Genomic DNA, 25,457 nt, shown 5'->3' with positions numbered 1-25,457 from the left:
CTCGAGGTGTGACGACGGAGCAGACCGACGCTGACGTGCTGATGATCGGCTGCGGCGACCTGGGTGCGCGGATCGGCCTCCGGCTCGCCGACGTCGGGCACCGGGTGCTCGCGCTGCGCCGACGCGCCGACCTCGTGCCGGCCCCGCTGCAGGCCCTGTCGGTCGACCTCACCGCCGAGACGCCGTCTCTCCCGTCGCTCGACCTGCGGTACCTCGTGGTCGCCCTGACCGCGCGGCCACGCAGCGAGGAGTCCTACCGGGCCACCTACGTCGAGGGGCTCCGCCGCGCGCTCGACGCCGTCGAAGCGGCCGGGAAGCGGCCGGAGCGCGCCGTCCTGGTCTCCTCCACGGGCGTGTACGGCGAGGTGCCCGACGGCACGCTGGTCGACGAGGACCTGGAGCCCACCCCCGCCGACGGACCCGCGCGGATGCTGCTGGAGTCCGAGCGGCTGTTCGCCGAGCGCCTGCCCGGCGGCACGGTGCTGCGCTGCTCGGGCCTCTACGACGGCGCCGCCCCCTCGCGGATGGTGGAGCGGGTCGCCGCCGGTGAGGTCGACGACGTCGAGCGCTGGACCAACCGGATCCACCGCGACGACGCCGCCGCGGCCGCGGTGCACCTGCTCACCCGCGACGACCCTCCCGCCGACGTCTACCTGGGCAACGACGACGAGCCCGCGCTGCTGGGCGAGGTCGCGGCCGAGATCGCCCGGCGGATCGGTGCCCCCGCTCCCCCCGCCGCCGACCCCGCGAGGGCGCACGGCAAGCGGATCTCGAACGCGCGGCTGCGTGCCACCGGCTGGGAGCCGCAGTACCCGAGCCACCGCGAGGGCTACGCCTCATCCACCCGGTGATCGGGAAAGGGGATCGAGCCGCCCCCGCCTCCTCACCCGGTGATCGAGTAGCGCCCTCCCGAGGAACGAGGGAGGGCGCGTATCGAGATCCGGTGACCCAAACGCCTCCAGACCCTCAGAGCAGGTAGAGCATCTCCTGGTAGGTCGGCAGCGACCACAGGTCGTCGGCCACGACCCCCTCGAGGGCGTCGGCCGCGGTGCGCACGGCCGCCATCGCGGGCAGCACGCCGTCGCGGATCGCGGTGGCGGTGACCAGCGCGTCGTCGTCGTGCTCGTGGCCGACCGCCTCGACGAGCTGCGCGAGTCCGCTGCGCAGGTCGGCCACCAGGCCGCTGACGACCTGGAGGTCCCCGAGGTCCGGCTCGAGGCCGGCCTCCTTCAGCGCGGAGGCGTTGGTGGCGAGCTCGGTCTGGTAGCGGACGGCGGCGGGCAGCACGGTCGTGCGGCCCATCTCGAGCGTCAGGTTGGCCTCCACGGTGACCGAGAGGATGTACTGCTCGAGACTGATCTCGTAGCGGCTGTGCATCTCGCGCTCGGAGAAGACGCCGTAGCGCCCGAACAGCTCGACCGCCTCGGCGGTGATGAGCTCGGGCACCGCGTCGACGGTGGTGCGCAGGTTCTTCAGCCCGCGCTGCTCGGCCTCGACGGGCCACTCGTCGGAGTAGCCGTTGCCGTTGAAGATCACCGCGCCGTGGTCGGCCACGATCTCGGCGAGCAGCTGCTGGACTGCCTTGTTGAAGTCGGTGCCGGCGCCCACCGCGGTCTCGAGCACCGTGGCGCAGTGGTCGAGCGCCTCGGCCATGATCGTGTTGAGCACGACCATGGGCGCCGCGACGGTCTGGTTGGAGCCCGGGGCGCGGAACTCGAAGCGGTTGCCGGTGAAGGCGAACGGGCTGGTGCGGTTGCGGTCTCCGGCGTCCTTCGTGAGGTCGGGCAGCGTGTCGACGCCGATGATGAGCGTGCCCTTCTCCTTGGAGTGCGTGGCACCGCCCTTGGCCACCTGGTCGAAGACGTCGGCGAGCTGGTCGCCGAGGAAGATCGAGATGATCGCCGGCGGGGCCTCGTTGGCGCCGAGCCGGTGGTCGTTGCTGGCCGAGGCGACCGACGCCCGCAGCAGCCCGCCGTGCAGGTGCACCATCCGGATCACCGCGGCGCAGAACACCAGGAACTGCGCGTTGTCGTGCGGGGTGTCGCCAGGCACCAGCAGCGAGCCGAGCTCGCTGTTGCCGATGGAGAAGTTGACGTGCTTGCCCGAGCCGTTGACGCCGTCGAAGGGCTTCTCGTGGAACAGGCACTCCATGCCGTGCTTCTTGGCGACGGCGCGGAACGTCGTCATCGTGAGCTGCTGGTGGTCGCTGGCCTCGTTGGCGCGCTCGAACATGGGCGCGACCTCGAACTGACCGGGGGCGACCTCGTTGTGGCGGGTCTTGGCGGGGATGCCGAGCTTGAACAGCTCGCGCTCGGTGTCGCACATGAAGGCCAGCACCCGCTCGGGGATGGCGCCGAAGTAGTGGTCGTCGAACTCCTGACCCTTGGGCGGCTTCGCGCCGAAGAGCGTGCGACCGGCGTTGATCAGGTCGGGCCGGGCGTCGTAGAAGTGCCGGTCGACCAGGAAGTACTCCTGCTCGGGGCCGCAGTAGGCCACGACGTTGTCGGGGTCGGTGTGACCGAACAGCTCCAGCACGCGGCGGGCTTGCGTCGACATGGCCTGCTGGCTGCGCAGCACCGGCGTCTTGTGGTCCAGCGCGTCGCCGGTCATCGAGATGAAGATCGTCGGGATGCACAGGGTGTTGCCGTTGGGGTTCTCCAGCACGTAGGCCGGGCTCATCACGTCCCAGCCGGTGTAGCCGCGCGCCTCGAAGGTGTTGCGCAGACCGCCGTTGGGGAAGGAGGAGGCGTCGGGCTCGCCCTGGATCAGCGTCTTGCCCGAGAAGCTCGCGAAGGCGGTGCCGTCGCCCACGGGGTCGAGGAAGCTGTCGTGCTTCTCCGCCGTGAGGCCCGTCAGCGGGTAGAAGACGTGCGCGTAGTGCGTGGCGCCCTTCTCCAGCGCCCAGTCCTTCATCGCCGAGGCGACGGCGTCGGCCACCGCCGGGTCGAGCGCCACCGACTTCTCGATCGTGGCCAGCACGGAGCGGTAGACGCCCTTGGGCAGCCGCTTCTGCATCACGCTGAGGCTGAACACGTTCTCGCCGAAGATCGCACCCGGCTCCTCGCCGGGGTCGAAGGAGTAGGCCGGCGGCACGGCGGCGGCCACGGCGGTGATGGCGTCGCGGCGGACCTGGTTGGCGGTCAAGGGTGCTCCTGGTGGTGGCCCGAGTGGTGGCGTGGGGGGGCTGCTGCCCCGCACGCTAGGCGCGCCGTGTCACGCGGTTGTTTCGCCGCCGTCACACCGGGCCACGACCACCGCTGCCCCCGACCCCGGCTACCTCAGAGCAGACGCCCGCAGGACGGCCACGGCGAGCGGCCGCGCTGCTTGTAGAGCAGCTTGGCGCGGTAGGTCTGCTCCGGTGCCGAGGCCCGCGAGGGCAGGCCGGAGCCGCCGACCGAGCGCCAGGTGCCGGTGTCGAACTGGTAGAGCCCGTAGTAGCCGGCCGGGTTGACGGCGCGCGGGTTGCCGCCGGACTCGCAGTTGGCCAGCGCACCCCAGTTGAGGTGGTTGGTGCCGGGCACGAAGCGCGCCGAGCGGCCGACGAGCACGCGGCGCGGCTTCGGGGCGCGCAGCACGCGCTGGGCCCGGTCGGTGTCGACCACCTCGTAGTTGTGCCGGGTGCGCTTGATGATGACCAACTTGGCGCCGGGGCGGCCCTTGGCCACGACCTCGCGGCGACCGGGCTTCAGCTTCGTCGTGTACTGCTCGACCGTGCGCGGGGCGATGGGCTTGCGTGCGGTGTTGACCACCGTGGTCACCCGCACGAGGCGGACGACGTCGCCCTGGCGCAGCTGGCGGTTGGCGGGCTTGGCCACGCGGCCGTTCCGGCGCACCTCGACGATGTCCTTGCGCTTCTTCGTGACGTTCTCGTCGCGCAGCAGACCGGCTGCGTAGGAGCGCGTGGTGCTGACCGAGCGCGGCTCCTGGTTGGCGACCCGCAGCCGGACCTTGGTGGTCGCCTGCCTGGCGGCCGTGACAGCGCTGTCGCCGTCGCCGGTTGCGGGGGCAGCGGCACCGGCGGTGGCCGCGGGGACGAGCGGGGAGACGACGGCGGAGGTGGCGAGCGCCACGAGACCACGTCGAACCTGGGGGTGGGACATGCAACAGCTCCTCGAGCACGTAGGGGACGGCTGCGGTCAGGCAGCCGGATCGACCACGGGCGCGCGGCTCGGCGGGTCCAGGACGGACTCGGTCTTGGCAGGGCATGCGGATCGGGTGGGTGGTCAGCCGACCCGGTACGGGCTGGCACTGGTCACGCAGACGCGCGCCACGCGCGCATCGCTGTCCTGGATGGTGCGGCCACGGGCACCCCCAGCAACGTAACCGGGGCCCGTCGACAGCTGCCAATCAGGATCCCGGGTGGAGGCCGTGAGGATTCACACAGCAGTGGCCAGCACGTGTGGCTGACCTCGTCGGCCGACGCTGCAGACAGCAGGTCCGCGCTCTCTCTACCGACGTGCACCCGGCGCAGCAACTTGAGGGAGCACGGCCGCCCTGGGAGCCACCCGTACAGCGCCCGACATGCACAACGCCCGGGCCTCACCGATCTCGACATCGCCCGCTACCTGGAGGGCGAGGACCCCGCCGAGGTCTTCGATGCCGACGTCCGCTTCTTCATCGCGAAGGTCGAGCTCATCCGGACGGGCCGGTACTTCCGGCGCCTCAACAACGACATCCGGGGCCGCAACATCGTCCTCGACGGCATCCCGGCCACCTACCGCGACGACCTCGACGAGTACGGGTACTTCGACGTCCTTTCTGCGCCCTGGGAGTGGCCCACGGACGAGGAGGGCAACGAGATCCCCCGCTTCGGAGTTCCTGACCGTGTCTGCCGCCAAGTGGCCGCGCGGCTCCTGCGCGAGCTCCGAGCTCCCAAGGCACCCACCGGTGGACAGGCTCACCACACGTCGACTCGCCGCGCGCTGCAGTGCTTCCCGAACTGGGTCGTCTCGCCCGGCCACTTCGGGTCGAAGTACGACGACGAGCCCACGCAGTGGGGCGTGCAGGCCCGCGTGAACACCAGTGGGCGCGCCAACGCCATCCTGCTGTTCCGGCGTGAGTCGGCCGCTGCGGGCAGCCGTACCGGCCGCGGTTGGTCCTACTTCGGCGTGGGTGAGAGCCGCCCCGACCACACCGCCGCAACGTTCTCCCTGATCGAGCTCGAGGCCTCCGTCGCCTCCCGCCTCGACCACGGTGTGAGGAGCCTGCTGGACCCCACCACGATCGCCCAGCTCACAGAGGCGCAGCGACGCAGCGACGACGCCGACCCCACCACGACCTGGCGCCACCAGATCGCACTGAAGACACCGGCTAGGACGCCGCTGGAGGGCGAGATCAAGGGGCACCGCACGATGGCAGCCATCAGCGCAGCAGCAGGCGACGAGGACGAGGCCAAGGCCTATGCAGCCCAGGTCACCGAGGTGAAGACGAAGGTCGCCGCGTACGACGCTGAGATCGAACGGCTCAAGGCGAAGATCCGCAAGCACGAGTCCGGATCCGCCACTGTGCGACACGACCACACCGACGTCTCCGTCGCTGTCCACCTCGTAGCCGGACTCGAGTCCGCGGCACGAAACAACGGAGAAAGCCCCTCCAAGTTCGGCACCCTGTGCGACGAGACCTTCATCGAATGGCGCTTCCATGTCGACGGTGAGGACGTCCTGTGGTCCTGCACCGCGTTGCTCCCACTCGCGTCCGGCGCACACGCCCAGCTCCCCCTCACCGGCCGGATCCGCAACGTCCGCACCCGCACCGGACGCAACCTCGCCAACACCGACACCGTCGTGCGCTACCTCTTCGAGGAAGGCCGCGAGTTGACCGCAACGGCAGACCTGCTGCAGGTGACCCGCGCGACGCTGCTGAAGAAGCGTGTCATGCCCTGGCTGGTGGCCAACGGCGTCACCTCACGCGGAGCCAAGTGCGCCCTCGTCGACCACCCGATCGCCGAGGTCCGCCAAGAGCTCCACCGATGGGTGACGCGGGCAGCAGACGACGGCACGAAGTCGCTCACCAGCGCCTACACGGAGCGGCTTCGTTCGACCTACACCGATCCGGGCCTGGCGTGGGGCGACGCTGCGGTCCCGGACGACACCGTCTGGATCACCGACGCCATCGCCCTGCTCACCGTCGACACACCTACCCGCCAGCACGGCCTCCCCATCCTCGACGTCGCACTAGCCCTGGGCAAGACCGAGGACGAGGTCCGGGAGCTGGTGAAGCCGCAGCGGCGATCCGGAGGCTTCACACGGCCCATCTACCTGGCGTACGCCAACCAGGCCAAGTCGCACGTCAAGGCGATCCCGTGCCCGCATGGCAAGTGCCGACGTCGTCGCTACGCCGACCATGCCTCACTACTCCCTGAGGTCGCGGCCAGCGGCTACGGCGTCATCTGCTCGCACTGCCGTCGCACGCCCGCCGAGGACGGCGCCTGGCCGGTGACGCAGTACCCGGCCACGTACCTCGGGCGCTGGACCAGCGCCGGCGGCGGCGGGAGCCTCCGGGAGGCTCCGCGCACCATCTCAAGTCCCCGATGAGGCCGGCCCTCCTTCTCGTGTGATGGCGAGGAGGGGGCTGGGAAGCGCAGCCTTGTGGCGCAAGAAAGCCCCTACGTGCCCGACGTGAAGGACATCGACTGGCCGGTCGCCGACCCGGGCGGCCAGGACGAGGAGACCCTGCGCGCCCACCATCGGCGACATCGGCGGCCGCGTCCCCACGCTCCTCCTCGAGCTCGTCTCCGACATCGAGCTGCCGCCCTCCGTCCTAGCCTGAGCCGAAGCGGGCCTACTCGAGCGTGAGCTGCGCGCGGTGGAAGTCGTAGTGCTGCGTCGCGTAGCGGTAGACCTGCTCGAGCGTCATCGTCTCTTGGAAGAACGGGTCCCAGTCGACCGGGAAGTGCATCCCACGGGCCATCGCCGCGTCGGACTCGACGTCCAGGTGTCGATGAAGCCAGTCGATGGTGCGGTCGAACTGACGGGTCAGCCGAGGACCGTGGAAGACCAGGGCGCCGACGACAGCACCCGCGTAGTTGATGTGATGGAAGGGTCGTGTGCCCGCGTTCAAGGTGGCGGCGAAGGTGCGGCTGAACGGGTCCGGTAGCTGTCGGAGGAGCCGCACCAGCGGAAGCAGCCGACGGACGATCAGGTACCCGAACGCCATGTGCCACAGCATCTGACCGTTCGACCACCGGGTCCCGTTCGTTCGTCGGCGTAGGTCGTCCGGGGTGGCGCGAGAGACGAGCTGGTGCAGGTCGATGCGCACCCGCTCCAGCTCGGCGTGGATGCTCGCCCGGTCGACCGGCTCTTGCGACACCATGAGGCAGTCTCCCGCCTGCGGAACCCCCCTGAGAACAGCAACCACGTACCGTTGCTGGCGAGGGGTGTCGACTCGGCACCCAGGTGGGACAGTGGAGGTCCAGAGACAAAGCCGAGCCGTCTCCAGCTCAAACCGATGAGGAGCTCTACGTGCAGGTCGAGCTGTTGTACTTCGACGGGTGCCCGAACTGGCAGGTCGCGGACCAGCGCCTCCAGGAGGCGCTCTCTCTGGCGGGCCGGGATGACGTCACCGTGCACCGGCGGTGCGTCGAGACCCCCGAGCAGGCCGGCGAGCTGGGTTTCATCGGCTCTCCCAGCATCCGCATCAACGGACGAGACCCGTTCGTCACTGGCGGCGAACAGGTCGGACTGTCGTGCCGCATGTACCCCACGCCGGCTGGCCTGAGGGGCTCACCGGAGGTCGAGCAGCTCGTGGAGGCGTTGTCGTGAGGAAGGGTCTCCTCGTCGTGGTCGGGGCGTACGTCGCGGTAGCCGGAGGCACTCGCGTTGCGGAAGCTCTCGGAGCGAGGTGTTGCGGATGTCCGGAGGGCTGCTGGTGCCGCCGTCCCGGCCTGAGCCTGTTCCGGTGGGTGTTCCCGTGGCGTCACAAGCTCGCGGAGCCTGAAACCCAAGGCGAGGTCGAGCACGCCGCCGCCGGCGGCCCGCGGTAGATCAAGCGCTGTCTGGGGTCCTGCGAACCGGTCAGGCGGGTCGGGGCGCGTACATGATGACGGCGACCCCGACCAGGCACACGAGCGCTCCGACGATGTCGTAGCGGTCGGGCCGGAACCCGTCCATGACCATGCCCCACGCCAGCGAACCCGCGACGAACACGCCGCCGTACGCGGCGAGGATGCGACCGAAGTTCGCGTCGGGCTGGAGCGTTGCGACGAACCCGTACAGACCCAGTGCGATGACGCCGGCGCCGACCCACAGCCAGCCGCGGTGCTCGCGAACGCCTTGCCACACGAGCCAGGCGCCGCCGATTTCGGCGACGGCTGCGAGGGCGAACAGGAGCAGGGACTTCGCGACGGTCATGCGTGCAGTCTCCCAACCAGGGTGCGGCCGCGTGGCGACGGCCGCGCTGTGGTCGAGTCTGGAGCTCTCGTTCGAGCTAGAGGTCAGGCGTCGTCGGTGGTGCGCGTGGGTCCGAGCTCGACGAGCTCAGGGCAGCTGGCGGTTGGGTCGGCTGGCGCACAGGACATGCGTCGCACGCGTGCACGGCGGGTGAGCACGGCGGCGACAGTGAGCAGGCCGACGACGAAGGCGAACACGACACCGGCGAACGCCAGCGTGACCGCTGTGGCGGCGGAGCCGGCCACACCGAGGAACCCGACAATGGGAGCTGCGCAGCACACGGCACAGGCGGCTGCTGCGGCGCCGACGAGGTGATGGTTGCCGGGCCGGTCGCCCGTGGCGCCGCTGTCGGCGTCGTGGCCAGCGACGCGATGGCCAGCCCGATGCCGACCGGGGAGCACCCCAGGCACCGAACCCGCCAGCAGCTGACGCGTCAGCGCGCGGTCGAACTGCCCGCGCCGCCGGTAGCGCGCCAGCCCACCGGGGCCGGAGATGACGTTGAAGAGCAGGTTCGTCGGGGTCACCCGCGGGTTCGGCACGTGGAGCACCGACAACTGGACCGGGAGCAGGAACACCGCCCCGGACACACCCACCGGCGTGGTCACCGTCGCAAGCACGAACCCAGCCACCAGGCCCACCAAGTCCCGCTGCCAGTCCACACCGACTCCCCTCGTCCGCAGGCGCATCCTGCCAGCGCTGGACCTGGGTACGGCTACCCCGGGCGGCGTCACCGTGCCGGCGAACTCACCCGATGCTGAGCTCGATCTGCTGGTCGGGCTCGAGGCGCAGGTCGACTGGGTCTCCGGCGACCGGGGTCCCGTTGCTGGTGACCCTCACCATCTCCGGAGCCTTCGCCTTCACGCCCCCGACCTGGGTGGGGGTCAGCGCGACGCCCCACTGGGTGAACAGCTGTCCGAGGGTGAACGTCTCCCCGACCGTGTGAGCTTCGATGTGGATGGTGCCGTCGCCCTCGTGGGTGTGGACCGCGGACATCGCGCCGGTGGCGGGGTCGACGCCGATGTTGGGCGCGACGGGGACCGGTTCTCCGCCGACGATGATGGCCAGGTGGGGGTGGTAGTGCTCGGCGGTGCCCATCGGGCCGAGGTCGAGGCCGGCGGCGGCGACCCGGGCGGGAACGTCGCCGGGTGCGGGACACGGCGGGAGGGACGTGGCGTCAGGCGTGACCTCGGCCGTATCCGAGGAGCTCGAACCGGACGAGCTGGTCGGGCCGGCGGCTTTGCTGCAGCCGGTCAGGGTGAGGGCGAGGGCTGCTGTGACGGCGACGGCCGCCAGGGGTGTCTTCATGAGGCCTTCTTCTGCAGGTGGGTGTCCGAGGCGTCCGGGCGTGAGGCTGGTCGGCCCAGGGCCGGGACGCGGGATGGGGGGATGCGGCGGTGGAATCGACGGACGGACGCCACCGGTGAGGGTGGCGTCCGCGCGCGCCGCGACTCAGGAGCCGAGCAGGTCCTTCATGGTCTCGATCTCTTGCTTCTGGGCGTCGATGATCTGACCGGCGAGGTCGACGGCGTCCTTGAACTGGCCGTCGGCCTGCTCGGTCTCGGCCATCTCGATGGCGCCTTCGTGGTGCTCGACCATCATCTCGAGCCACATGTCCTGGAAGTCGGAGTCCGGAGCGTCCTCGAGCTCGTTCATCTCCTCGGCCGTCATCATGCCGGGCATGTCGTCATGGCCCATGTCGTCCATGGTGTCGGACATGTCGCCCATGTCATGACCGGAGTTGACGTGGTCGCGCATGGTCGCCGGGACGTCCTCACCCCACTTCGTGAGCCAGTCGGCCATGGTCTCGATCTCAGGGCCCTGTGCGTCGCGGATGTCCTCGGCGAGGGCCTGGACCTCGGGGTCGAGCTCTCGCTTCAGGGTCAGGTCGACCATCGAGAGCGCCTGCGCGTGGTGTGTGATCATGTCGCTGGCGAAGGCGACATCGGCGTCGTTGTGCTCGGTGGTGCTGACCTCGGCCTGGCCGGCCGCGTCGCTGGTGTCGTCGCCGCAGGCGGTGAGGCCGGCGCCGAGGGCGAGGGTGAGCGCGAACGCGCTGAGCGCGCGCGTGCGGGTCTTGTTCTTGGCGTGCATGGAAGTTCTCCAGAAGTCAGGTGGGTGGTGTGGGCAGGCGGAGGCGACACCCGGCCGGACGCTGCTGTCGAAAAGTCGAACTCGACGGTCGAGGTCAGCGGTGGCGGGTGGTCGCAGGGCCTGTCAGCACCTGATGACGGAGAACTGCCATTCGTGGGGTGGGCCGGTGCCACGCACCCACTGAAGCGCCCGCGCGCGTACTGCGGCGGGCATGAACGCGACCGGAAGCAGCGGCCGGAAGAGTCCCGCGGCGAGCACCGCCAGGAGCGTGAGGCCGGCTGCGGCGAGCATCACGACGCACAGCATGACCATGCCGGCCATGCCGTGGCCGGACCCAGAGCCGGCGCTGGAGTGGTCCGAGAGCTGAGCGGCTGACGCGTGGTGGGGGCGCGCGGCGTGCGAGTCGCCGAAGGTCATGGCCGCCTCGTGGACGGCGGTCATGCCCGGCATGCTCATCGCGCTCGACGCGGCTGCGGGTGCGGTGGGAGTGCCGTGGCTCGCGAGTGCGTGCATGCCGAGGATGCCGAGGACCAGGGCCGCCACGAGCGCGGCCAGCCAGCCCTGGCCGGCGCCCTGCCCAGCCGTCGTCAGCGCCCGCAGGGCTCGCCTGCGGGCGCTGACGGCGGTGGAAGGCACTGGCTTCATCGTTCTCGATGGTACGGAGCCGCTGGTCTCACCCCAGCTTCTGGGTGCGCAGCCGTAGCGCGTTGATGATGACGCTGACCGAGGACAACGCCATCGCGGCCGCGGCGATGACCGGCGACAGCAGCCACCCGAACGCCGGATAGAGCACGCCGGCGGCGATGGGGACGCCCGCGGAATTATAGAGAAATGCCGCGCCGAGCCCGACTCGCAAGTTCTGCATCACCGCATGGGAGAGCTGGCGGGCGTGGGCGATCCCGTTGAGGTCGCCGCGTAGCAAGGTGACGCTGGCGGACTCCATCGCGACGTCGGTGCCGGTGCCCATGGCGAGGCCGACGTCGGCGGCGGCGAGAGCGGGGGCGTCGTTGACGCCGTCGCCGGCGAACGCGACCACGCGGCCCTCGGCACGGAGCTTGTTGACGACGTCGGCCTTGTGGTCGGGCAACACCTCGGCCTCGACCCGGTCGATGCCGAGCTCGCTTGCGACGGCTTGCGCGGTGACCTGGTTGTCGCCGGTGAGCATGATGACCTCGATGCCCTCCTTGCGCAGCGCGGCCAGCGCGGCGGGGGTGGTGGCCTTGACCTGGTCGGCGATGCCGATGACACCGGCGGGGGTGCCGTCGACGGCGACGAGGACGGCAGTCGCGCCGGTGCGGCGCAGTCGGTCGGCCGTCTCGGTCAGGCCGCCCGGGTCGATGTTCTGGCTGGTGAGGAACCCTGCGGTGCCGATGAGCACCTTGCGGCCGTCGACGGTGCCGAGGACGCCCTTGCCGGCCGGGGCGTCGAAGTCAGCCACCTCAGGCAACCGCGTGGAGTCATCGCCCCGGTCGACCATGTCGGCTTGGGCCTTGTCGACGATGGCGCGGGCGAGCGGGTGCTCGGAGGCGTTCTCGACCGCAGCCGCGAGGCGAAGCAGCTCACGTGCGTCGTGACCGGTGGCCGGCTCGACGGCGACGACGGCCGGCTTGCCCTCGGTGAGCGTGCCGGTCTTGTCGACGACAACGGTGTCGACCTTCTCCATCCGTTCGAGTGCTTCGGCGTTCTTGATGAGCACGCCCATCTGCGCGCCTCGACCGACGCCGACCATGATGGACATGGGCGTGGCCAGGCCGAGGGCACACGGGCAGGCGATGATGAGGACGCTGACGGCGACGACCAGCGCGTGGGCGAGCTTCGGGTCGGGCCCTACGAGGGCCCAGATGATGAACGCGAGCACGGCGATGCTGATGACGGCGGGCACGAACACCGCGGACACCTTGTCGACGGTGCGCTGGATGGGCGCACGGGAGCGTTGCGCTTCAGCGACCATCTGCACGATGCGGGCGAGCATGGTGTCGCGACCGACCGCGCTGGCGCGCACGAGGAGCGCCCCGGTGGAGTTGAGGGTGCCGCCGATCGCGTTGTCACCCGGCTCCTTCGTCACGGGCATGGACTCGCCAGTGATCAGGGACTCGTCGACGGCTGACTTCCCGTCCTCGACGACACCGTCGACAGGGACCTTCTCGCCGGGGCGGACGCGGAGCAGGTCGCCGAGCTGGACCTGGTCGAGGGTCACTTCCTCCTCGGTGCCGTCGTCACGCAGCCGCCGGGCCGTCTTCGGAGACAGGTCGAGAAGGGCCTTGATGGCCCCTGAGGTCGCTTCGCGGGCGCGTAGCTCGAGGACCTGACCGAGCAGGACGAGGGTGGTGATGACGGCGGCGGCCTCGAAGTACACGTCGACGGCGCCGTCTTCGCGGAACGCGGCGGGGAAGATGCCCGGGGCCACCGTTGCGACGACGGAGAACAGCCAGGCGACGCCGGTGCCCATCGCGATGAGCGTGAACATGTTCAGCTTCATGGTGCGTACCGACGCCCAGCCGCGGGTGAAGAACGGCCACCCGGCCCACAGGACCACCGGTGTGGCCAACGCGAGTTGGATCCACGCGGACGTGGTGGCGGAGACGGCGTCGTGCAGCGGCTCGATGAGGTCGCGGCCCATGCCGAGGATGACGACGGGGATGGACAGGGCCACGCCGAACCAGAACCGGCGGGTCATGTCGCGCAGCTCCGGCGACGGGCCCGAGTCGACCGTGACCATCACCGGCTCCAGCGCCATGCCGCAGATGGGGCACGCTCCGGGGCCGGGTCGGCGGATCTCGGGGTGCATCGGGCACGTGTACTCCACTGCCTCCCCCTCGCCGGGCGTGGGCGGGGCAATGCCACTGGCCGTCGCAGGGTGTCCGGCGTGCGTGCGAGCGTTCCCGGCTTGGTCGTGCTGGTCGTGCTGGTCGTACTTGCCGTGCCGGTCGCGGCTTGCGTACCGGTCGGGCGTGGCCTGGAACTTGTCCTTGCAGCTGGCCGAGCAGAAGTAGAACTCCTGCCCCTCGTGGGTGAGCGTGTGCTCGGTCGCGGCCGGGTCGACGCTCATTCCGCACACCGGGTCCGTGACCTGGTGCGTCGTGGCCGTGTCCGACTCGTGCATGTGCGCGTTCATGTCTCCCACCATACCCCTAGGGGGTATGCGGTCAAGGGTCGTAGGCACCTTTTTCCGGGTGCCGTTCACCTCGCGCTGCGCAACAACAAGCCACTCTGAGAGCGGCGCCCCACGACCCTCCACGCGAGCCGAATCGCCTCATCGGTCGTGTGGAGCTCGGGGTCTCGAGCCTGGCCCGTCAGACGGCCAGCGCGAGGCGTGAGGGGTCGTGCTCGACGAGGTACCTCAGCACGCTGACCCGAGTGACGTGGCGTCGACGCTGGTGCTGCACACGCACCAGCAGGCCGTCCGCAACGAGCGCGTCGATGTCGGCGCCCGCCAGTCCGGTTGCGGCCGACACCTCGGCCCACGTCATCAGGTCGTCGCGGACCTTGGGAGTGCGCCGGCGAACCGGCTGTTGGGTGGCCTCGGCGAGGCTCTTGCGGGTGACCATGCGGCGACCGTCATGGGCGCGCTCGTCCTGGTCCAGCATTCCGTCCTTCACGCGGTGCTCGACCGCAGCCACAGTCGTCCCGAGCTCCTTCGCGGCGACGGAGTACGGCACTGCGCGGCGGTGCAGCTCGGCCTGGTGCGCGTAGTGCTCGCGCAGCACGGTGGTGGTCGCGGGCGGGACGATGTAGTCCCGCTCGCCCCAGGCCTCGAGCTCGAGCCCCTTGGCGCGGACCAGCTGGTAGACCGTGTGGTAGGTCGTCTCCACCTCTTCGGCCAGCCGCACGAGCGTGATCTGGGCCCTCAGCCGCTCGCGCAGCGACATGGCGTCTGAGAGACGTACGCGCCGCTCCTGGCCCGTCCCGCGGCCACCGCACGGGATCGACGGGATGCGACCCTCAGCCATCCAGAGGCGCGCGGTCTTGGGCGTGACGTCCCAGAGCTGTGCCGCCTCGGCCGAGCCCAGGAGCGGCTCGCCGCCCTCGTTCGTCATGAGCACGAGCCAGCCGAGCTCGGCGAGCTCGGCGTCGATGCGGAGCCCGTCCTTCTGCAGGGCGGGCTGGTTGCCTGTGGTGCAGCGGACCGTCGTGGGAAGAAGCAGCCCGGCCGGCAGGTTGGCGCTGAGCTCACCCTCGATGAGGACGGCGATGGCCCTGGCCGGCCGGAGCTTCGGGTCGTCGAGCAGGTAGTGGCGGTGCAGGACGGCGGTGCCGGGCAGGTGGCCGGCGAACCGTCGCGTGTGGCTGTCCTTGACCTCGAGGCGGTCGAGGTCGGACAGGATCGTGCGGCGCATGTCGTGGGGCTGGCACGAGAACACCTCGTCGATGACGTCCTCCTCTGTGGTGCAGTCGACTCTCACCGCCTCGGCGGCTCCGGCGAGGGCCGCGCGGAAGGCCTCCTGTCCGCCGGCGTTGCGTCGCGTGAGACCCGGGATGAGTCGGGCGTCCTGGCGGATCACGCCGTCGGCGTCGGTGTGGAAGACCGCGATGGTGGTGCGGATGAGGTCCATCAGCGTGGGCGGGACCACGAGCACGCGGGCGGAGTTCCTGGTCTTGAGGTCGTCCGTGTGGTCGCTCGTGTGCGTCGTGCCGTCCGGGGCGGTCTGCGTGAACTTCTTGCCGCCCTGTGCCTTGACGGCCACGGCGCCGCACTGCCCCGCACCCTGGTCGAGGACGTCGTACACGCGGATGCCGTAGGCCTCACCGATGCGGAGGCCGAGGATGCGCATGAGCCAGAGGACGAGCTGGTGCACGACGTGCAGGCGGGAGGCGATGTCCGCGCACCGGCTAAGGCTGACGGGCTGGCGCGGCGCACTGGGGGCCCTGTCGGTGCGGTGCATCTTCAGGCTGGTGCGGTCCTGCGGGACGTCGACGCCGTGGTCGAGGGCGTACTTGCACACCTCGTTGTAGGCCCACATGACGTCGTTGGCGACGTCCTGCGAGAGGCTGCCGTTGGTGCGCGGTCCGCGGCGGAGCTCACCAGTCGGACCCAGGACGGCCTCGCTGTAGAGGTCTGCGACGCGGAAGCGGTGCACGGCTGCCGTGGGGTCGACGGGGACGAGCACGCCGTCGGCCTTGCGCCGCTTGAGGGTCGACTTCGACGCCATTCCGGGAAGTTCCAGGGCCTCCGCCATCGTGACGAGACCGGTGGGGTCGACTCCCTCGGGGATCGTGACCGTGGCCTCGGTCGTCGAGCGGGTGAGAGACGCCTGCAGCGCCTTCACCTCGTCACGCACCATCGTCTCCATCACCAGACCCCGCTGGTTCATGAAGGCCTCGATGCGCTTGATGTGGCCCTTGGTGGCCGTCGAAAGGTCGTGCTTCGCGCGCTTCAGCTCGCTGTAGTACTCGGTGTGCCACGGGTCCGCCATCGTGCGGAAGGCAGTTCCGGTCTTGGTGCTCCGCTTGCCTGCGACGCGGCTCTCGGCGTCAGGGACCGGCAGGTCGGTGCCGTTCTCGATGGCGGGGATGCCCGCTGCGATCCAGCGGTCGGCGGCCTCTTCGGCGGTGAAGGTGTAGGTCTGGCGCTTGGTGGCGCCGCGGTGGATGGGGAGGCTGGCGGTCCAGCCCTTGTCCGTCAGCTTCTTGGACCCCTTCAGCGGGCGGCTCATGCTGCACCGCCCTTGCGGACGAGGTTCTTGAGGATGGCGATGGTGGCGGAGCGCTCGTCGGCGAGCGCGACGGCTGCGGTGAGCTGCTCCTCGAGGCGGATGACCTGCTCGCGCAGGGCCTTCGTCTCCTTGGACTCGCGGCGGGCGGCGAGCTCGTTCTCGACCTGCGCAACCCGCGAGGGGTCGAGGTCGCCGGAGGCGAGGAGGTCGCTGACCGGGACACGCCAGGTCTTGCGGCCGGTCTCGTCCTGGGTGGCGTTGGGCCAGCGGCCCTTGCCGGAGTCGTTCCAGGTCTTGATGGTCTTGATGTCGCGGCCGGTGAGGTCGGCGATCTCGCTGAGGGTGAGGGTCGTGTCGGGGCTGTAGTGGGCCGGCGTCGTGGCGCCGGGCTTCATCGGTGCGCTCATGTGGGGGGACCGTCCGGCGCGTTCGGAGTCCCGCAATGCCCGCCACCGGTCGGGCTCAATCCTCCTCGGGAGGCCACTCCGGGCGCCCCCGGTCGCCCCAGCTCGCCCCAGGTCCGGCACGCGAGCCAAGGCGCTGTGAGCGTGGATCGGAGGTGGGGCGCACCTGGTGCGACCGGGTTCACCAGGGGCGTGCCACCCACAATCAAGCCGACAATTGGCCTTGAGAAGGCACCTCGAGCCACTAGATGTGGTCTGAAATGCGCTTGGCCCCCACAAGATGTGGGGGCCAAGGTGTGAATCTTTCGATTCTTTTGTAGCGGGGGCAGGATTTGAACCTGCGACCTCTGGGTTATGAGCCCAGCGAGCTACCGAGCTGCTCCACCCCGCGTCGGTGAACCCAACGTTACACAAGCCGAACCGGGCGGCCAAATCGGCCCCCGCTCCCCCGCCCGGCACACCACCACGAGGGCGGCGCACCGGGCGGGGACGGGATCAGCCGGCTGCGTTCGAGGCGTCCTCTTCGGGAGCGGGCGTCTCGCTGGGAGCAGTGCTCTCCTCGCCCGCTCCCCCGGTGGCGCCGTCGCCCTGGCCGTCCTGGCTACCCGCGGCCCCGCCACCCTGGGCGGCGTCGCGCTGGGCGATCAGGTCCTGCAGCTGGTCGAACAGCGTGGCCGCCCGCTCGTTGGCCTCCTGGTAGTCGGCCAGGCGGCCGGCGTCGAGGGCCTCGGCGGCGTCGTCGATCGCCGTCTGGATGCGCTCCAGCTGGTCGGTGATCTGCTGGTCCAGGCTGCCCTGCGGCTGCTGGGGCTCCTGCGGCTCGCCCTCGCCGCCGTCCGGCGGGGTGCCGGGGTCGGGCGTCGCGTTCGGCGGCGCGTCGACGTCGAGCATGTCGGCCAAAGAGGCGGTCAGCGTCGAGGAATTCTCGCCGATGCCCACCTTGTCGCCGTCGGAGACGAGCACCCGCTGCAGGATCGGGAAGGCACCCTCACCCTGGCGCAGCGCGTAGACCGGCTGGATGTAGAGGAATCCGTCGTCGACCGGCAGCGTCAGCAGGTTGCCGAACACCGGGGGCGTGTTGCCGACCGTGAAGTCGCGCAGGAAGTCACGCACCGAGGTGTCCTGCTCGAACTCGTTGGCCACGATGCCCGGGCCCGGTGCGTCCGCGGTGTTGGCCAGCTGCAGCACCGACATCTGCCCGTAGTCGTCCGACGTGGCGTCGGAGTTCACCGACATGAACGCGGCCAGGTTCTCGCGCTGGAAGGGCGTGAAGACCGTCGTCAGCGCCCAGGTGTTGGCGCCGTCGGTGTTGCCGTCGGGGTTGGCGAAGAGCCGGTACGGCGGCTGCAGGCTGTTGCCGTTGCTCGAGGGGTCCGTGGGGACCTCCCAGCGGTCGTTGCCCTGGTACCAGTCGCTGGCCTCGGTCACGTGGTAGCGCGCGAACTGGTAGCGCTGCACCTTGAACTGGTCCTCGGGGTAGCGCAGGTGCTCCATCAGCTCGGCCGGCATCTCCTCGGAGGAGACCACCGAGTCGGGGAAGGCACCCTTCCAGGCCTGCAGGATCGGGTCGTCCTCCTCCCACTCGTAGAGGGTGACCGTGCCGTCGTAGGCGTCCACCGTCGCCTTGACGGCGTTGCGCATGTAGTTGATCTCGTCGGTCGGCAGCGTCTGCAGGCCGAGGTCGTCCTGCAGCGAGTCGTCGGTCATGGTCTCGAACGACTCGCGCTGGCTGTTCGGGTAGCGGTCGGTGGTGGTGTACCCGTCGAGGATCCACAGCACCCGCCCGTCCACGACGGCCGGGTAGGCGTCGTCGTCGACGGTCAGCCAGGGCGCCACCTTCTCGACCCGCTCGTGCGGGTTGCGGATGTAGAGCACCTCGGAGTTGTCGTTCACGCGGCCCGAGAGGATGAAGTTCGGCTCGCCGAACTTCACCGCGTACATGAACTGGTTGAAGAAGCCGCCGACGCCGACGCCGCCCTCACCGTCGTAGGTGGTGCGCTCCTCGTCGTCGCCCTCGGAGCCCGCCAGGCCCAGCTCGACGCTCGGGGCGTCCTCGCTCGGCTTGCCCACCACCGAGTACTCGGGGCTCAGCTCACCGAAGTAGATGCGCTCCTCGTAGCCGCCGCTGAGCGTCGTCAGCGCGTCCTGGCCGGGCTGACGCCCCTCGGCCCACGCCGCGCCCTCACGCTCGGTCTCGGCGCCCTGCTCGATGTTGGCCTCGTTGCGCTGGTTGGCGAACGCCGCGATGATCCCCGAGCCGTGGGTGTACACGGTGTGCAGGTTCGACCAGTTGCGGTCGCCCTCGTTCAGGCCCTCCTGGTCGAGCTCGCGCACACCCAGCACGAGCGCGCGCTCGGTGCCGTCGATGTCGTAGCGGTCGACGTCGAGCACCGGCGCCACCGAGTAGTAGGCACGACCCTGCTGGTTCTCCTCGAACGTGCGGCGCACCAGGCGCGGGTCCACCAGCGGCGCGGTGCTGATCTGCTGCAGCACGCTGCCGAACTGGTCGGAGCTCACGGTGTTGCTGGAGTAGTCCTGGGTCTCGACGCCCTCCAGGTCGTAGGCCGCGCGCGTGGCGTCGATGTTGGCCTGGATGTAGGGCGCCTCCTTGTCGGCCTCCGAGGGCCGCACCTGGAACTGCTGCACGATCGCCGGCCAGATCATCCCCAGCAGGATCGAGGAGAGCGCCAGCAGCGCCAGCCCGACGACGGGCAGCTGCCACGTGCGCCGCCAGATGTTGACGAAGAACAGCAGCGCGCAGATGACCGCGACACCGATCAGGATGTTCTTGGCCGGGAGCACCGCGTTCTCCGCGGCGTTGTTCATGCCGGTGAACAGCCGCCGGTTCTCGTTGACCAGGTCGAAGCGGTCCAGGTAGTAGTCCACGCCCTTGGCCAGCACGAAGACGCCGAGCAGGGTCGAGAGCTGCACCTGCGCGGCACCCGAGAGCCGGTCGTGCGTGGCCTGCAGGCGGATGCCGCCGTAGAGGTAGTGCACGACCGCGGCCGCCATCAGCGAGACGATCGCGGCCGCCATCACGAAGTCGACGAGGTAGTGCAGCCAGGGCAGCTCGAAGACGAAGAAGCCGATGTCGCGGTTGAAGTAGGCGTCGTCGCTGCCGAAGGGCTGGGAGTTGCGCCACAGCAGGAAGGTGCGCCACTGCCCCACCGCGGAGGCACCCGCGAAGGCGCCGACGACGGCGGCCACCCCGAGGAGCAGCCAGGTGCGGATCGGCGTCACGGCGTCGCGGTAGCGGTCCAGGTTGGTCTGCTCGGGCGACTGCGGCCGGAACAGCGGCCGGTAGCGGTAGGCCAGCCAGATGCTCGCGCCCACGGCCAGCGCCATCACCACGGAGAACGCCACGAACAGCAGGATCCGCGTCCAGATCAGGGTGCTGAAGACCTGCCCGTAGTCGACCGAGCGGAACCACAGCCGGTCGGTGTAGATGTTGGCGAACGCCGTGACGCCGAAGAACGCGACCACCAGCACGACGGCGGTGATCACCAGGGCTCGCGGTCGACGGGTCGGGCGCGCGGGGGGTTGGTCGCGCTGCTCCTCGTCGAACAGTTCGCTCACCGGTCCTCCTCTTTCTCGTCAGGGGGTAGGGCCGTGTCGCGCGCGGCGGGGCCGGCGGTGACGGGTCGTGCTCAGTCGGGGTGGATCAGGTCGTGGGTCGGTCAGTATCCCGCACCGCGGCGGGACTCTCCGGCGGGTCGGCCGGGTCCAGGGTGGCGGCCAGCAGGGTCAGCAGACCCGGCACCAGGTCGACGCCGCCCACCACCGAGGTGTCCTCGTCGTGGGCGCGCAGCCGCAGCGCGCAGTAGGTGGCGCCGTGCCGGGTGGCGCCGGCGACGATGCGCACCTCCTGGCGGTCCGGGTGGTCGCGGGCGAACTCCTGCGCCGCGGCCGGGTCCTCGGGCACCTCGGCGTCGCTGCCGGGCGGCAGCACCAGGCGCTCGACGACGGCGGCGCAGCCGGCCACCTCGGCCGGCCACTCGATCTGCTCGAGCACCTGCTCCAGCAGCTGCGTGGGGTCCAGCTGGTCCTGCTCGACGGCGGTCAGCGAGCCCTGCTCCGAGGGCGAGTCCAGGCCCATCATCGCTGCGAGCGCGGGCTCGCGCTGCACCATCTCCGCGGTGTCGACCAGCGCGTAGAGCCGTGCCGGCTGGTCCCAGCCGCCCGTGGCGATGTGCTGCTCGATCTCGAGCACCGCCGCGGCCAGGGCCGGGTCGACGTCGGCGCTGCCCAGCAGGTCCTCGGTGCCGGTCACGCGGCCGCCCCCGCCGTCGCGGACTCGAGGTCCTCGCAGCTGGGCAGGTCGGCGTCGGGGTCCTCGACCCACTCCTCGATCGCCAGCCGCGCCTCGTGCATCGTCGTGGCCAGCACCAGCCGCATGTCGCCGGGGTCGGCGTCCGCGGCGTCGGCACAGTTGTCGGCCGGCACCAGGAACAGGTCGGCGCCGTCGCGACGGGCGCCCGCGATCTTCTGGTCGATGCCGCCGATCGGGCCGACCGAGCCGTCGTCGAAGATCTCGCCCGTGCCCGCGACGGTGTGGTCGCCCACGAGCGAGCCGGGCGTCATGGTGTCGTAGATGGCCAGGGAGAAGATCAGGCCCGCGCTCGGGCCGCTGATCTGCGGCGGGATGCCCACCTGCACGTCCACCGGGAACCGCGTGAACGTGGGCGCCACCGAGATGCCGATGCGGGTCTGGCCGTCGGTGCGCTCCGGGGTGATGCTCAGCTCGCGGTCGCCGCTGCCGCGCTGCACGCTCAATTCGAGCGGCTCACCCGGCGTCGCGGCACCCACGGCCTCGATCAGCTGCTCGGGCTGCGCCGTCGGCTCGCCCCCCACGGCCGTGACGACGTCGCCGGCCCGCAGCACGCCGTCGGCCGGACCGTCGGGCTCCACGTCGGCCACGCCCACGGCGCGCACGTCGTAGCCCAGCTCGGTCAGCGCCACCCCGACGGCGGCGTTCTGCGACCCCGACATCTGCGCCGCACCCTCCTGGTCGTTCTCCTCCTGCGTCTCGTCGGGCCGGTAGACGTTGTCGTAGGGCACGACGGCGTCCTGGCCGTCGACCCACGCCGTCATCAGCTCCAGCAGGTTGACCTTCGCCGGCTTCGGCGGCGTCACGGTCACGGTGGTCATGCGCAGCTGCCCCTCGTGCGGATAGCTCTCCGCGCCATCGACCTGCACGATCTCGCGGCCGTCCTCCTGCGCGCCGAGCACGTCGACGGTCAGCCCCGGCCGGTAGACCACGTAGGGCAGCGGCACGAAGGCCGCCGAGAGGAGGAGGCCGAGCACCAGCGGCGCCGCGACCATCGCGGCGATCAAGCGCTGGTTCATGACCCCTACTGTCTCATCCGCCCCAAGATGGGTATCGGGCTGGGCCGTGCCGTGGGCTCGCCGGCGTCAGACCGGCGCGTGGATCAGGAGGCGCGGCGGTGCGGGCGGTCGTCGCGCTCGGCCGGCGTCGGTGTCTGCGCGGCCGGCTCGACGGGCTCGACGGGCTCGACCGGCGTGACCGGCGTCGGCGCGGGCTCGGGGCGCGGCGGCGTCGGGGTGCCACGACGGACCGCGACGCCGGTGCTGCGCTCGGTGGTGCGGGCGCGCTCCTGCGGGACGGCGTAGCCCGGCGTCCCTCGTCCGCGCTCCAGGGCGGCGCCCAGGCGGCGCACCGCCTCGTCGCGGTCGACGACGTCGCGCTTCTGCCGCCCGGCCCACCCCGCCCACGCCATCGCGACCGCCGTCACCACGGCAGCCGGCGCGAGCCAGAGCAGGACCTCCATGCGCTCGAGGGTAGGTAGGTGTGCTGCTGCGGGGGCGCAGACACGCGGGGGTGCGGGAGGGCGGTTGGTCGGCGGGGTCTCGGTGACGTCCGGCTCGACCAGCGATGGGGCGGTCGCCGGCGGCTACGGGGAGCCGACCCACTCCTCGGTGCCGTCGGCGAAGCGCTGGTGCTTCCAGATCGGGACCTCGGACTTGAGGGTGTCGATCAGGTCGCGGGAGGCGTCGAAGGCCTGGCCGCGGTGCGCGGCCGAGGCGGCGACCACGACGGCGATGTCGCCGATGGCGAGCGTGCCCACGCGGTGCACGGCGGCCACGCCGGTGACCGGGTGGCGCTCGGCGACGGCGTCGGCCACCTCCTCCAGCTTCTGCCGGGCGGTGGGGTGGGCGGAGTAGTCCAGGCCGGTGACGCCCTTGCCGCCGTCGTGGTCGCGCACCCGGCCCACGAACAGCGTCACTCCCCCGGCCTCGTCCTCGTCGAGGCTGGCCAGCACCTCGGCGACGTCGAGCGGGGTCTCACGCAGGTCGAGCAGGCGCACGGCGGGGTGGGGCATGCCGGGACTGTAACGGCGGCCCCGATCAGCCGGCTGTACGCCCGTGGCGAACCGGGTCGGGCGCGTTGCCGGATCCGCGTACCGTGGAGTCATGAGCAGTGACCGCGGCCCAGGTGACGACGACGACCGCAACAACCCCTTCAAGGGCACGCCGTTCGAGCAGATCTTCGGCGCGCTCGGCGGGTTCCCCGGCATGGGGATGCCCGGCACTCCCGGCGGCGCAGGCGGCCCGGGCGGTGCCGGCGGGTTCGACCTGAGCCAGATCTTCGGCCAGCTGCAGTCGATGATGCAGCCCTACGACGGCGCCCTGAACTGGACCGTCGCCGCAGACCTGGCCCGCAAGACCGTGGCCGCGGGCAACGACCCCTCCACCACCGCGCGCGACCGCGACGCCGTCGCCAACGCGATGCGCCTGGCCGACCACTGGCTCGACGCCACCACGCACTTCCCCTCCGGCGTCACGACCCCCGCCGCATGGAGCCGCGCCGAGTGGGTCGTGGGCACGATGGAGAGCTGGAAGGTGCTCGTCGAGCCCGTCGCCGAGCAGTCCACCAAGGGCCTGGCCGGCGCACTGCCCGCGGAGGCGCAGGCGGCCGCCGGCCCCATCCTGGGCATGATCGGCAAGGCGATGGGCGCGATGCTCGCCACCCAGGTGGGCTCCGGCCTCGGCACGCTGGCCGGCGAGGTGCTCACCGTCTCCGACGTCGGCATCCCGCTGGGGCAGCCGGGCACCGCGGCCCTGGTGATGAGCAACGTGCGCGAGTTCGCCTCCGGGCTCGACGTCTCCGAGGACGACGTCGTGCTCTACCTGTCGCTGCGCGAGGCCGCCCACCAGCGGCTCTTCGCCGCCACCCCGTGGCTGCGCGAGTACCTCGTGGGCGCCGTCACCGACTACGCGCAGGGCGTCGAGATCAACGTCGAGGGCCTGCAGGCGCGCATGGAGGAGCAGCTGCGCGGCATCGACCCCACCAAGCCCGAGTCGCTGCAGCAGCTAGTGGACGGCGGCCTGTTCGACCTGCCCAAGTCCCCGCGGCAGGAGGCCGCCCTGGGTCGCCTCGAGGTGGCGCTCGCCCTCGTGGAGGGCTGGGTCGACGAGGTCGTCGGCCAGGCCACCGCCGAGCGGATGCCGGCCGCCGCCAAGCTGCAGGAGGCCGTGCGACGTCGTCGCGCCGCCGGCGGCCCGGCCGAGCACACCTTCGCCGCGCTGGTCGGGCTCGAGCTGCGCCCGCGCCGGCTGCGCGAGGCCTCCACGCTGTGGGGCTCGCTGCGCACCCGCCAGGGCCCCGAGGCGCGCGACGGCGTGTGGATGCACCCCGACCTGCTGCCCACTCCCGCCGACCTCGACGACCCGCTCGGCTTCCGTGAGGACGCCGTCGCGCCGGAGGGGCTCGGCGAGGAGGACTTCGACGCCGAGCTGCGCAAGCTGCTCGACGGCGACGGCGGCTCCGGGTCCGACACCACGAACGAGTGAGCCTGCACGCCGACGCGCTCACCACCCTGCGTGACTGGGAAGCGCCGGACGACGAGCAGGAGGCGTTGCGACGCCGCTACCTGACGCACCTGGAGCGGCACCCCGACGGGATGCTGCGTGCGGGCCGACCCGACCACGTCACCGCCAGCACCCTGGTGCTCGACGCGGCGGGCACCTCGGTGCTGCTGACGCTGCACGCCAAGTCGGGCCGCTGGTTCCAGGTGGGCGGCCACACCGAGCCGGAGGACGCCACGCTCGCCGGTGCCGCGCTGCGCGAGGCGCTGGAGGAGACCGGGATCGCGCGCGCCGACCTGGCCCTCGACCCCGTGCCGCTGCTGCTCGACGCGCACCACGTGCCCTTCTGCGGCCCCGGTGAGAACGTGCACCACCTCGACGTCATGTTCGTCGCGCACGCGGCGGCCTCGGCCGCGCCGTCGATCAGCGAGGAGTCGCTCGACCTGGCCTGGTGGCCGGTCGACGGCCTCCCCGACGCCGAGCTCGCTCCGTTCGTGGCGCGGGCGTTGGCGCGCCGCCGTCACGCAGGTCAGGCCGGCTCGGCCTCGGGAGCGGCGGGCTCCTCCTCCGACGGCGGGGGCTCGAGCCGCGCGGCGGCCGACCAGCCCAGCAGGTAGCCCTTGGCCTTCTCGGCGTGCGGGTAGCGGTCGACCCACGACCAGAACGCGGCGTCGTGGCCGGGCTCGAGCAGGTGGGCCAGCTCGTGGACCAGCACGTAGTCGATCACCCAGGAGGGCATCGACTGGAGCCGCTCGGAGAGCCGGATCGTGCGGTCACCGGGCGTGCACGAGCCCCAGCGGGTGTTCTGGTTGCCCACCCAGCGCACCGAGCTGGGCACCGCCAGCCCGCACAGGTGGCGCTCGCTGAGGGCGGTGGCGCGGCGGGCGAGGTCGTCGTCGGAGGGCCGGGCCCTGGCCTCGGCCTTCTCGATGCGCGCCACCATGGCCTCGACCCACTCGGCCTCCTCGCGCCGGGAGAGCGACGCCGGGACGAGCACCACGATCTTGCCGCCCTCGCGGTAGGCCGAGACGGTGCGTCGACGCCGCTTCGAGCGACGGACCTCCACCTCGGGGCGCTCCATGGCCCGACGGTAG

At 71.1% G+C, this 25,457-nt stretch carries 22 protein-coding genes and 1 tRNA gene; 5 read left to right on the top strand and 18 right to left on the bottom strand.

Annotated elements, in window-relative coordinates:
- Positions 1-8 precede the first annotated feature (8 nt).
- Complete coding sequence (locus ABD948_RS07745; protein ID WP_345264313.1) at positions 9-851, top strand: Rossmann-fold NAD(P)-binding domain-containing protein; 843 nt, start codon at positions 9-11, stop codon at positions 849-851.
- A 115-nt stretch (positions 852-966) separates the two neighbouring features.
- Here the strand turns inward: ABD948_RS07745 and ABD948_RS07740 are convergent, their stop codons facing one another.
- Both ABD948_RS07740 and ABD948_RS07735 read right to left on the bottom strand, forming a co-directional pair.
- On the bottom strand, positions 967-3,144 hold the full coding sequence (locus ABD948_RS07740; RefSeq protein WP_345264311.1) for a glutamine synthetase III family protein: 2,178 nt from the start codon (positions 3,142-3,144) through the stop codon (positions 967-969).
- 134 nt (positions 3,145-3,278) lie between these two features.
- Positions 3,279-4,100, bottom strand: a complete 822-nt coding sequence (locus ABD948_RS07735) for a resuscitation-promoting factor (RefSeq protein WP_345264309.1) — start codon at positions 4,098-4,100, stop codon at positions 3,279-3,281.
- A gap of 297 nt (positions 4,101-4,397) precedes the next feature.
- Here ABD948_RS07735 and ABD948_RS07730 point away from each other — a divergent pair, with 297 nt between their 5' ends.
- Positions 4,398-6,533 carry a hypothetical protein gene (locus ABD948_RS07730; RefSeq protein WP_345264307.1) on the top strand — a complete coding sequence of 712 codons (2,136 nt, stop codon included), beginning with the start codon at positions 4,398-4,400 and terminating at the stop codon, positions 6,531-6,533.
- A gap of 247 nt (positions 6,534-6,780) precedes the next feature.
- Here the strand turns inward: ABD948_RS07730 and ABD948_RS07725 are convergent, their stop codons facing one another.
- On the bottom strand, positions 6,781-7,311 hold the full coding sequence (locus ABD948_RS07725; RefSeq protein ID WP_345264305.1) for a DinB family protein: 531 nt from the start codon (positions 7,309-7,311) through the stop codon (positions 6,781-6,783).
- A gap of 149 nt (positions 7,312-7,460) precedes the next feature.
- Here ABD948_RS07725 and ABD948_RS07720 point away from each other — a divergent pair, with 149 nt between their 5' ends.
- A complete protein-coding gene (locus ABD948_RS07720; RefSeq protein WP_211732882.1) occupies positions 7,461-7,760 on the top strand; it encodes a DF family (seleno)protein in 300 nt (99 codons plus the stop codon).
- Between the two features lie 252 nt (positions 7,761-8,012).
- Here the strand turns inward: ABD948_RS07720 and ABD948_RS07715 are convergent, their stop codons facing one another.
- The 14 genes from ABD948_RS07715 to ABD948_RS07650 form a co-directional block, all read right to left on the bottom strand.
- Positions 8,013-8,348 carry a YnfA family protein gene (locus tag ABD948_RS07715; protein ID WP_345264298.1) on the bottom strand — a complete coding sequence of 112 codons (336 nt, stop codon included), beginning with the start codon at positions 8,346-8,348 and terminating at the stop codon, positions 8,013-8,015.
- An 83-nt stretch (positions 8,349-8,431) separates the two neighbouring features.
- The gene (locus tag ABD948_RS07710) at positions 8,432-9,046 is read right to left on the bottom strand and encodes a TSUP family transporter (RefSeq protein ID WP_345264296.1); all 615 of its coding nucleotides are present in this window, start codon (positions 9,044-9,046) and stop codon (positions 8,432-8,434) included.
- Between the two features lie 85 nt (positions 9,047-9,131).
- Positions 9,132-9,692, bottom strand: coding sequence for a hypothetical protein (locus ABD948_RS07705; protein ID WP_345264294.1), 561 nt, complete (start codon positions 9,690-9,692; stop codon positions 9,132-9,134).
- 144 nt (positions 9,693-9,836) lie between these two features.
- On the bottom strand, positions 9,837-10,478 hold the full coding sequence (locus ABD948_RS07700) for a DUF305 domain-containing protein (protein WP_345264292.1): 642 nt from the start codon (positions 10,476-10,478) through the stop codon (positions 9,837-9,839).
- 123 nt (positions 10,479-10,601) lie between these two features.
- A complete protein-coding gene (locus ABD948_RS07695) occupies positions 10,602-11,123 on the bottom strand; it encodes a DUF6153 family protein (RefSeq protein WP_345264290.1) in 522 nt (173 codons plus the stop codon).
- 28 nt (positions 11,124-11,151) lie between these two features.
- Positions 11,152-13,662, bottom strand: a complete 2,511-nt coding sequence (locus tag ABD948_RS07690) for a heavy metal translocating P-type ATPase (RefSeq protein WP_425576538.1) — start codon at positions 13,660-13,662, stop codon at positions 11,152-11,154.
- Between the two features lie 109 nt (positions 13,663-13,771).
- A complete protein-coding gene (locus tag ABD948_RS07685; RefSeq protein ID WP_345264288.1) occupies positions 13,772-16,132 on the bottom strand; it encodes a helix-turn-helix domain-containing protein in 2,361 nt (786 codons plus the stop codon).
- Positions 16,129-16,539, bottom strand: a complete 411-nt coding sequence (locus ABD948_RS07680; RefSeq protein WP_345264286.1) for a hypothetical protein — start codon at positions 16,537-16,539, stop codon at positions 16,129-16,131. The genes ABD948_RS07685 and ABD948_RS07680 overlap by 4 nt, the downstream gene beginning before the upstream one ends.
- 314 nt (positions 16,540-16,853) lie before the next feature.
- Positions 16,854-16,927 (bottom strand) — tRNA-Met (locus ABD948_RS07675).
- Between the two features lie 104 nt (positions 16,928-17,031).
- Positions 17,032-20,112, bottom strand: coding sequence for a UPF0182 family membrane protein (locus ABD948_RS07670; RefSeq protein ID WP_345264284.1), 3,081 nt, complete (start codon positions 20,110-20,112; stop codon positions 17,032-17,034).
- Positions 20,113-20,197: 85 nt separating this feature from the next.
- Complete coding sequence (locus tag ABD948_RS07665; RefSeq protein WP_345264282.1) at positions 20,198-20,806, bottom strand: PPA1309 family protein; 609 nt, start codon at positions 20,804-20,806, stop codon at positions 20,198-20,200.
- Positions 20,803-21,882 carry a YlbL family protein gene (locus tag ABD948_RS07660; protein ID WP_345264280.1) on the bottom strand — a complete coding sequence of 360 codons (1,080 nt, stop codon included), beginning with the start codon at positions 21,880-21,882 and terminating at the stop codon, positions 20,803-20,805. The genes ABD948_RS07665 and ABD948_RS07660 overlap by 4 nt, the downstream gene beginning before the upstream one ends.
- 83 nt (positions 21,883-21,965) lie before the next feature.
- Complete coding sequence (locus tag ABD948_RS07655; protein ID WP_345264278.1) at positions 21,966-22,325, bottom strand: hypothetical protein; 360 nt, start codon at positions 22,323-22,325, stop codon at positions 21,966-21,968.
- 123 nt (positions 22,326-22,448) lie between these two features.
- Entirely contained in the window at positions 22,449-22,877 is a 429-nt protein-coding gene (locus ABD948_RS07650) for a molybdenum cofactor biosynthesis protein MoaE (RefSeq protein WP_345264276.1), read from the bottom strand.
- A 91-nt stretch (positions 22,878-22,968) separates the two neighbouring features.
- On the opposite strand from ABD948_RS07650, the gene ABD948_RS07645 reads away from it, so the two are divergent.
- Positions 22,969-24,348, top strand: a complete 1,380-nt coding sequence (locus ABD948_RS07645; protein WP_345264274.1) for a zinc-dependent metalloprotease — start codon at positions 22,969-22,971, stop codon at positions 24,346-24,348.
- Positions 24,345-24,980, top strand: a complete 636-nt coding sequence (locus ABD948_RS07640; protein ID WP_345264272.1) for an NUDIX hydrolase — start codon at positions 24,345-24,347, stop codon at positions 24,978-24,980. Before ABD948_RS07645 ends, ABD948_RS07640 begins: the two co-directional genes overlap by 4 nt.
- On the opposite strand, the gene ABD948_RS07635 is transcribed toward ABD948_RS07640, so the two are convergent.
- Positions 24,893-25,444: a M48 metallopeptidase family protein gene (locus ABD948_RS07635; protein WP_345264270.1), complete on the bottom strand. Its 552-nt coding sequence runs from the start codon at positions 25,442-25,444 to the stop codon at positions 24,893-24,895. The genes ABD948_RS07640 and ABD948_RS07635 overlap by 88 nt on opposite strands.
- Positions 25,445-25,457 lie beyond the last annotated feature (13 nt).

Source organism: Nocardioides nanhaiensis (assembly GCF_039542785.1).
Classification (GTDB): Bacteria; Actinomycetota; Actinomycetes; order Propionibacteriales; family Nocardioidaceae; genus Nocardioides; species Nocardioides nanhaiensis.
Note: the sequence above shows the minus strand (reverse complement) of the source record. Positions and strands in the feature narration are given on the sequence as shown.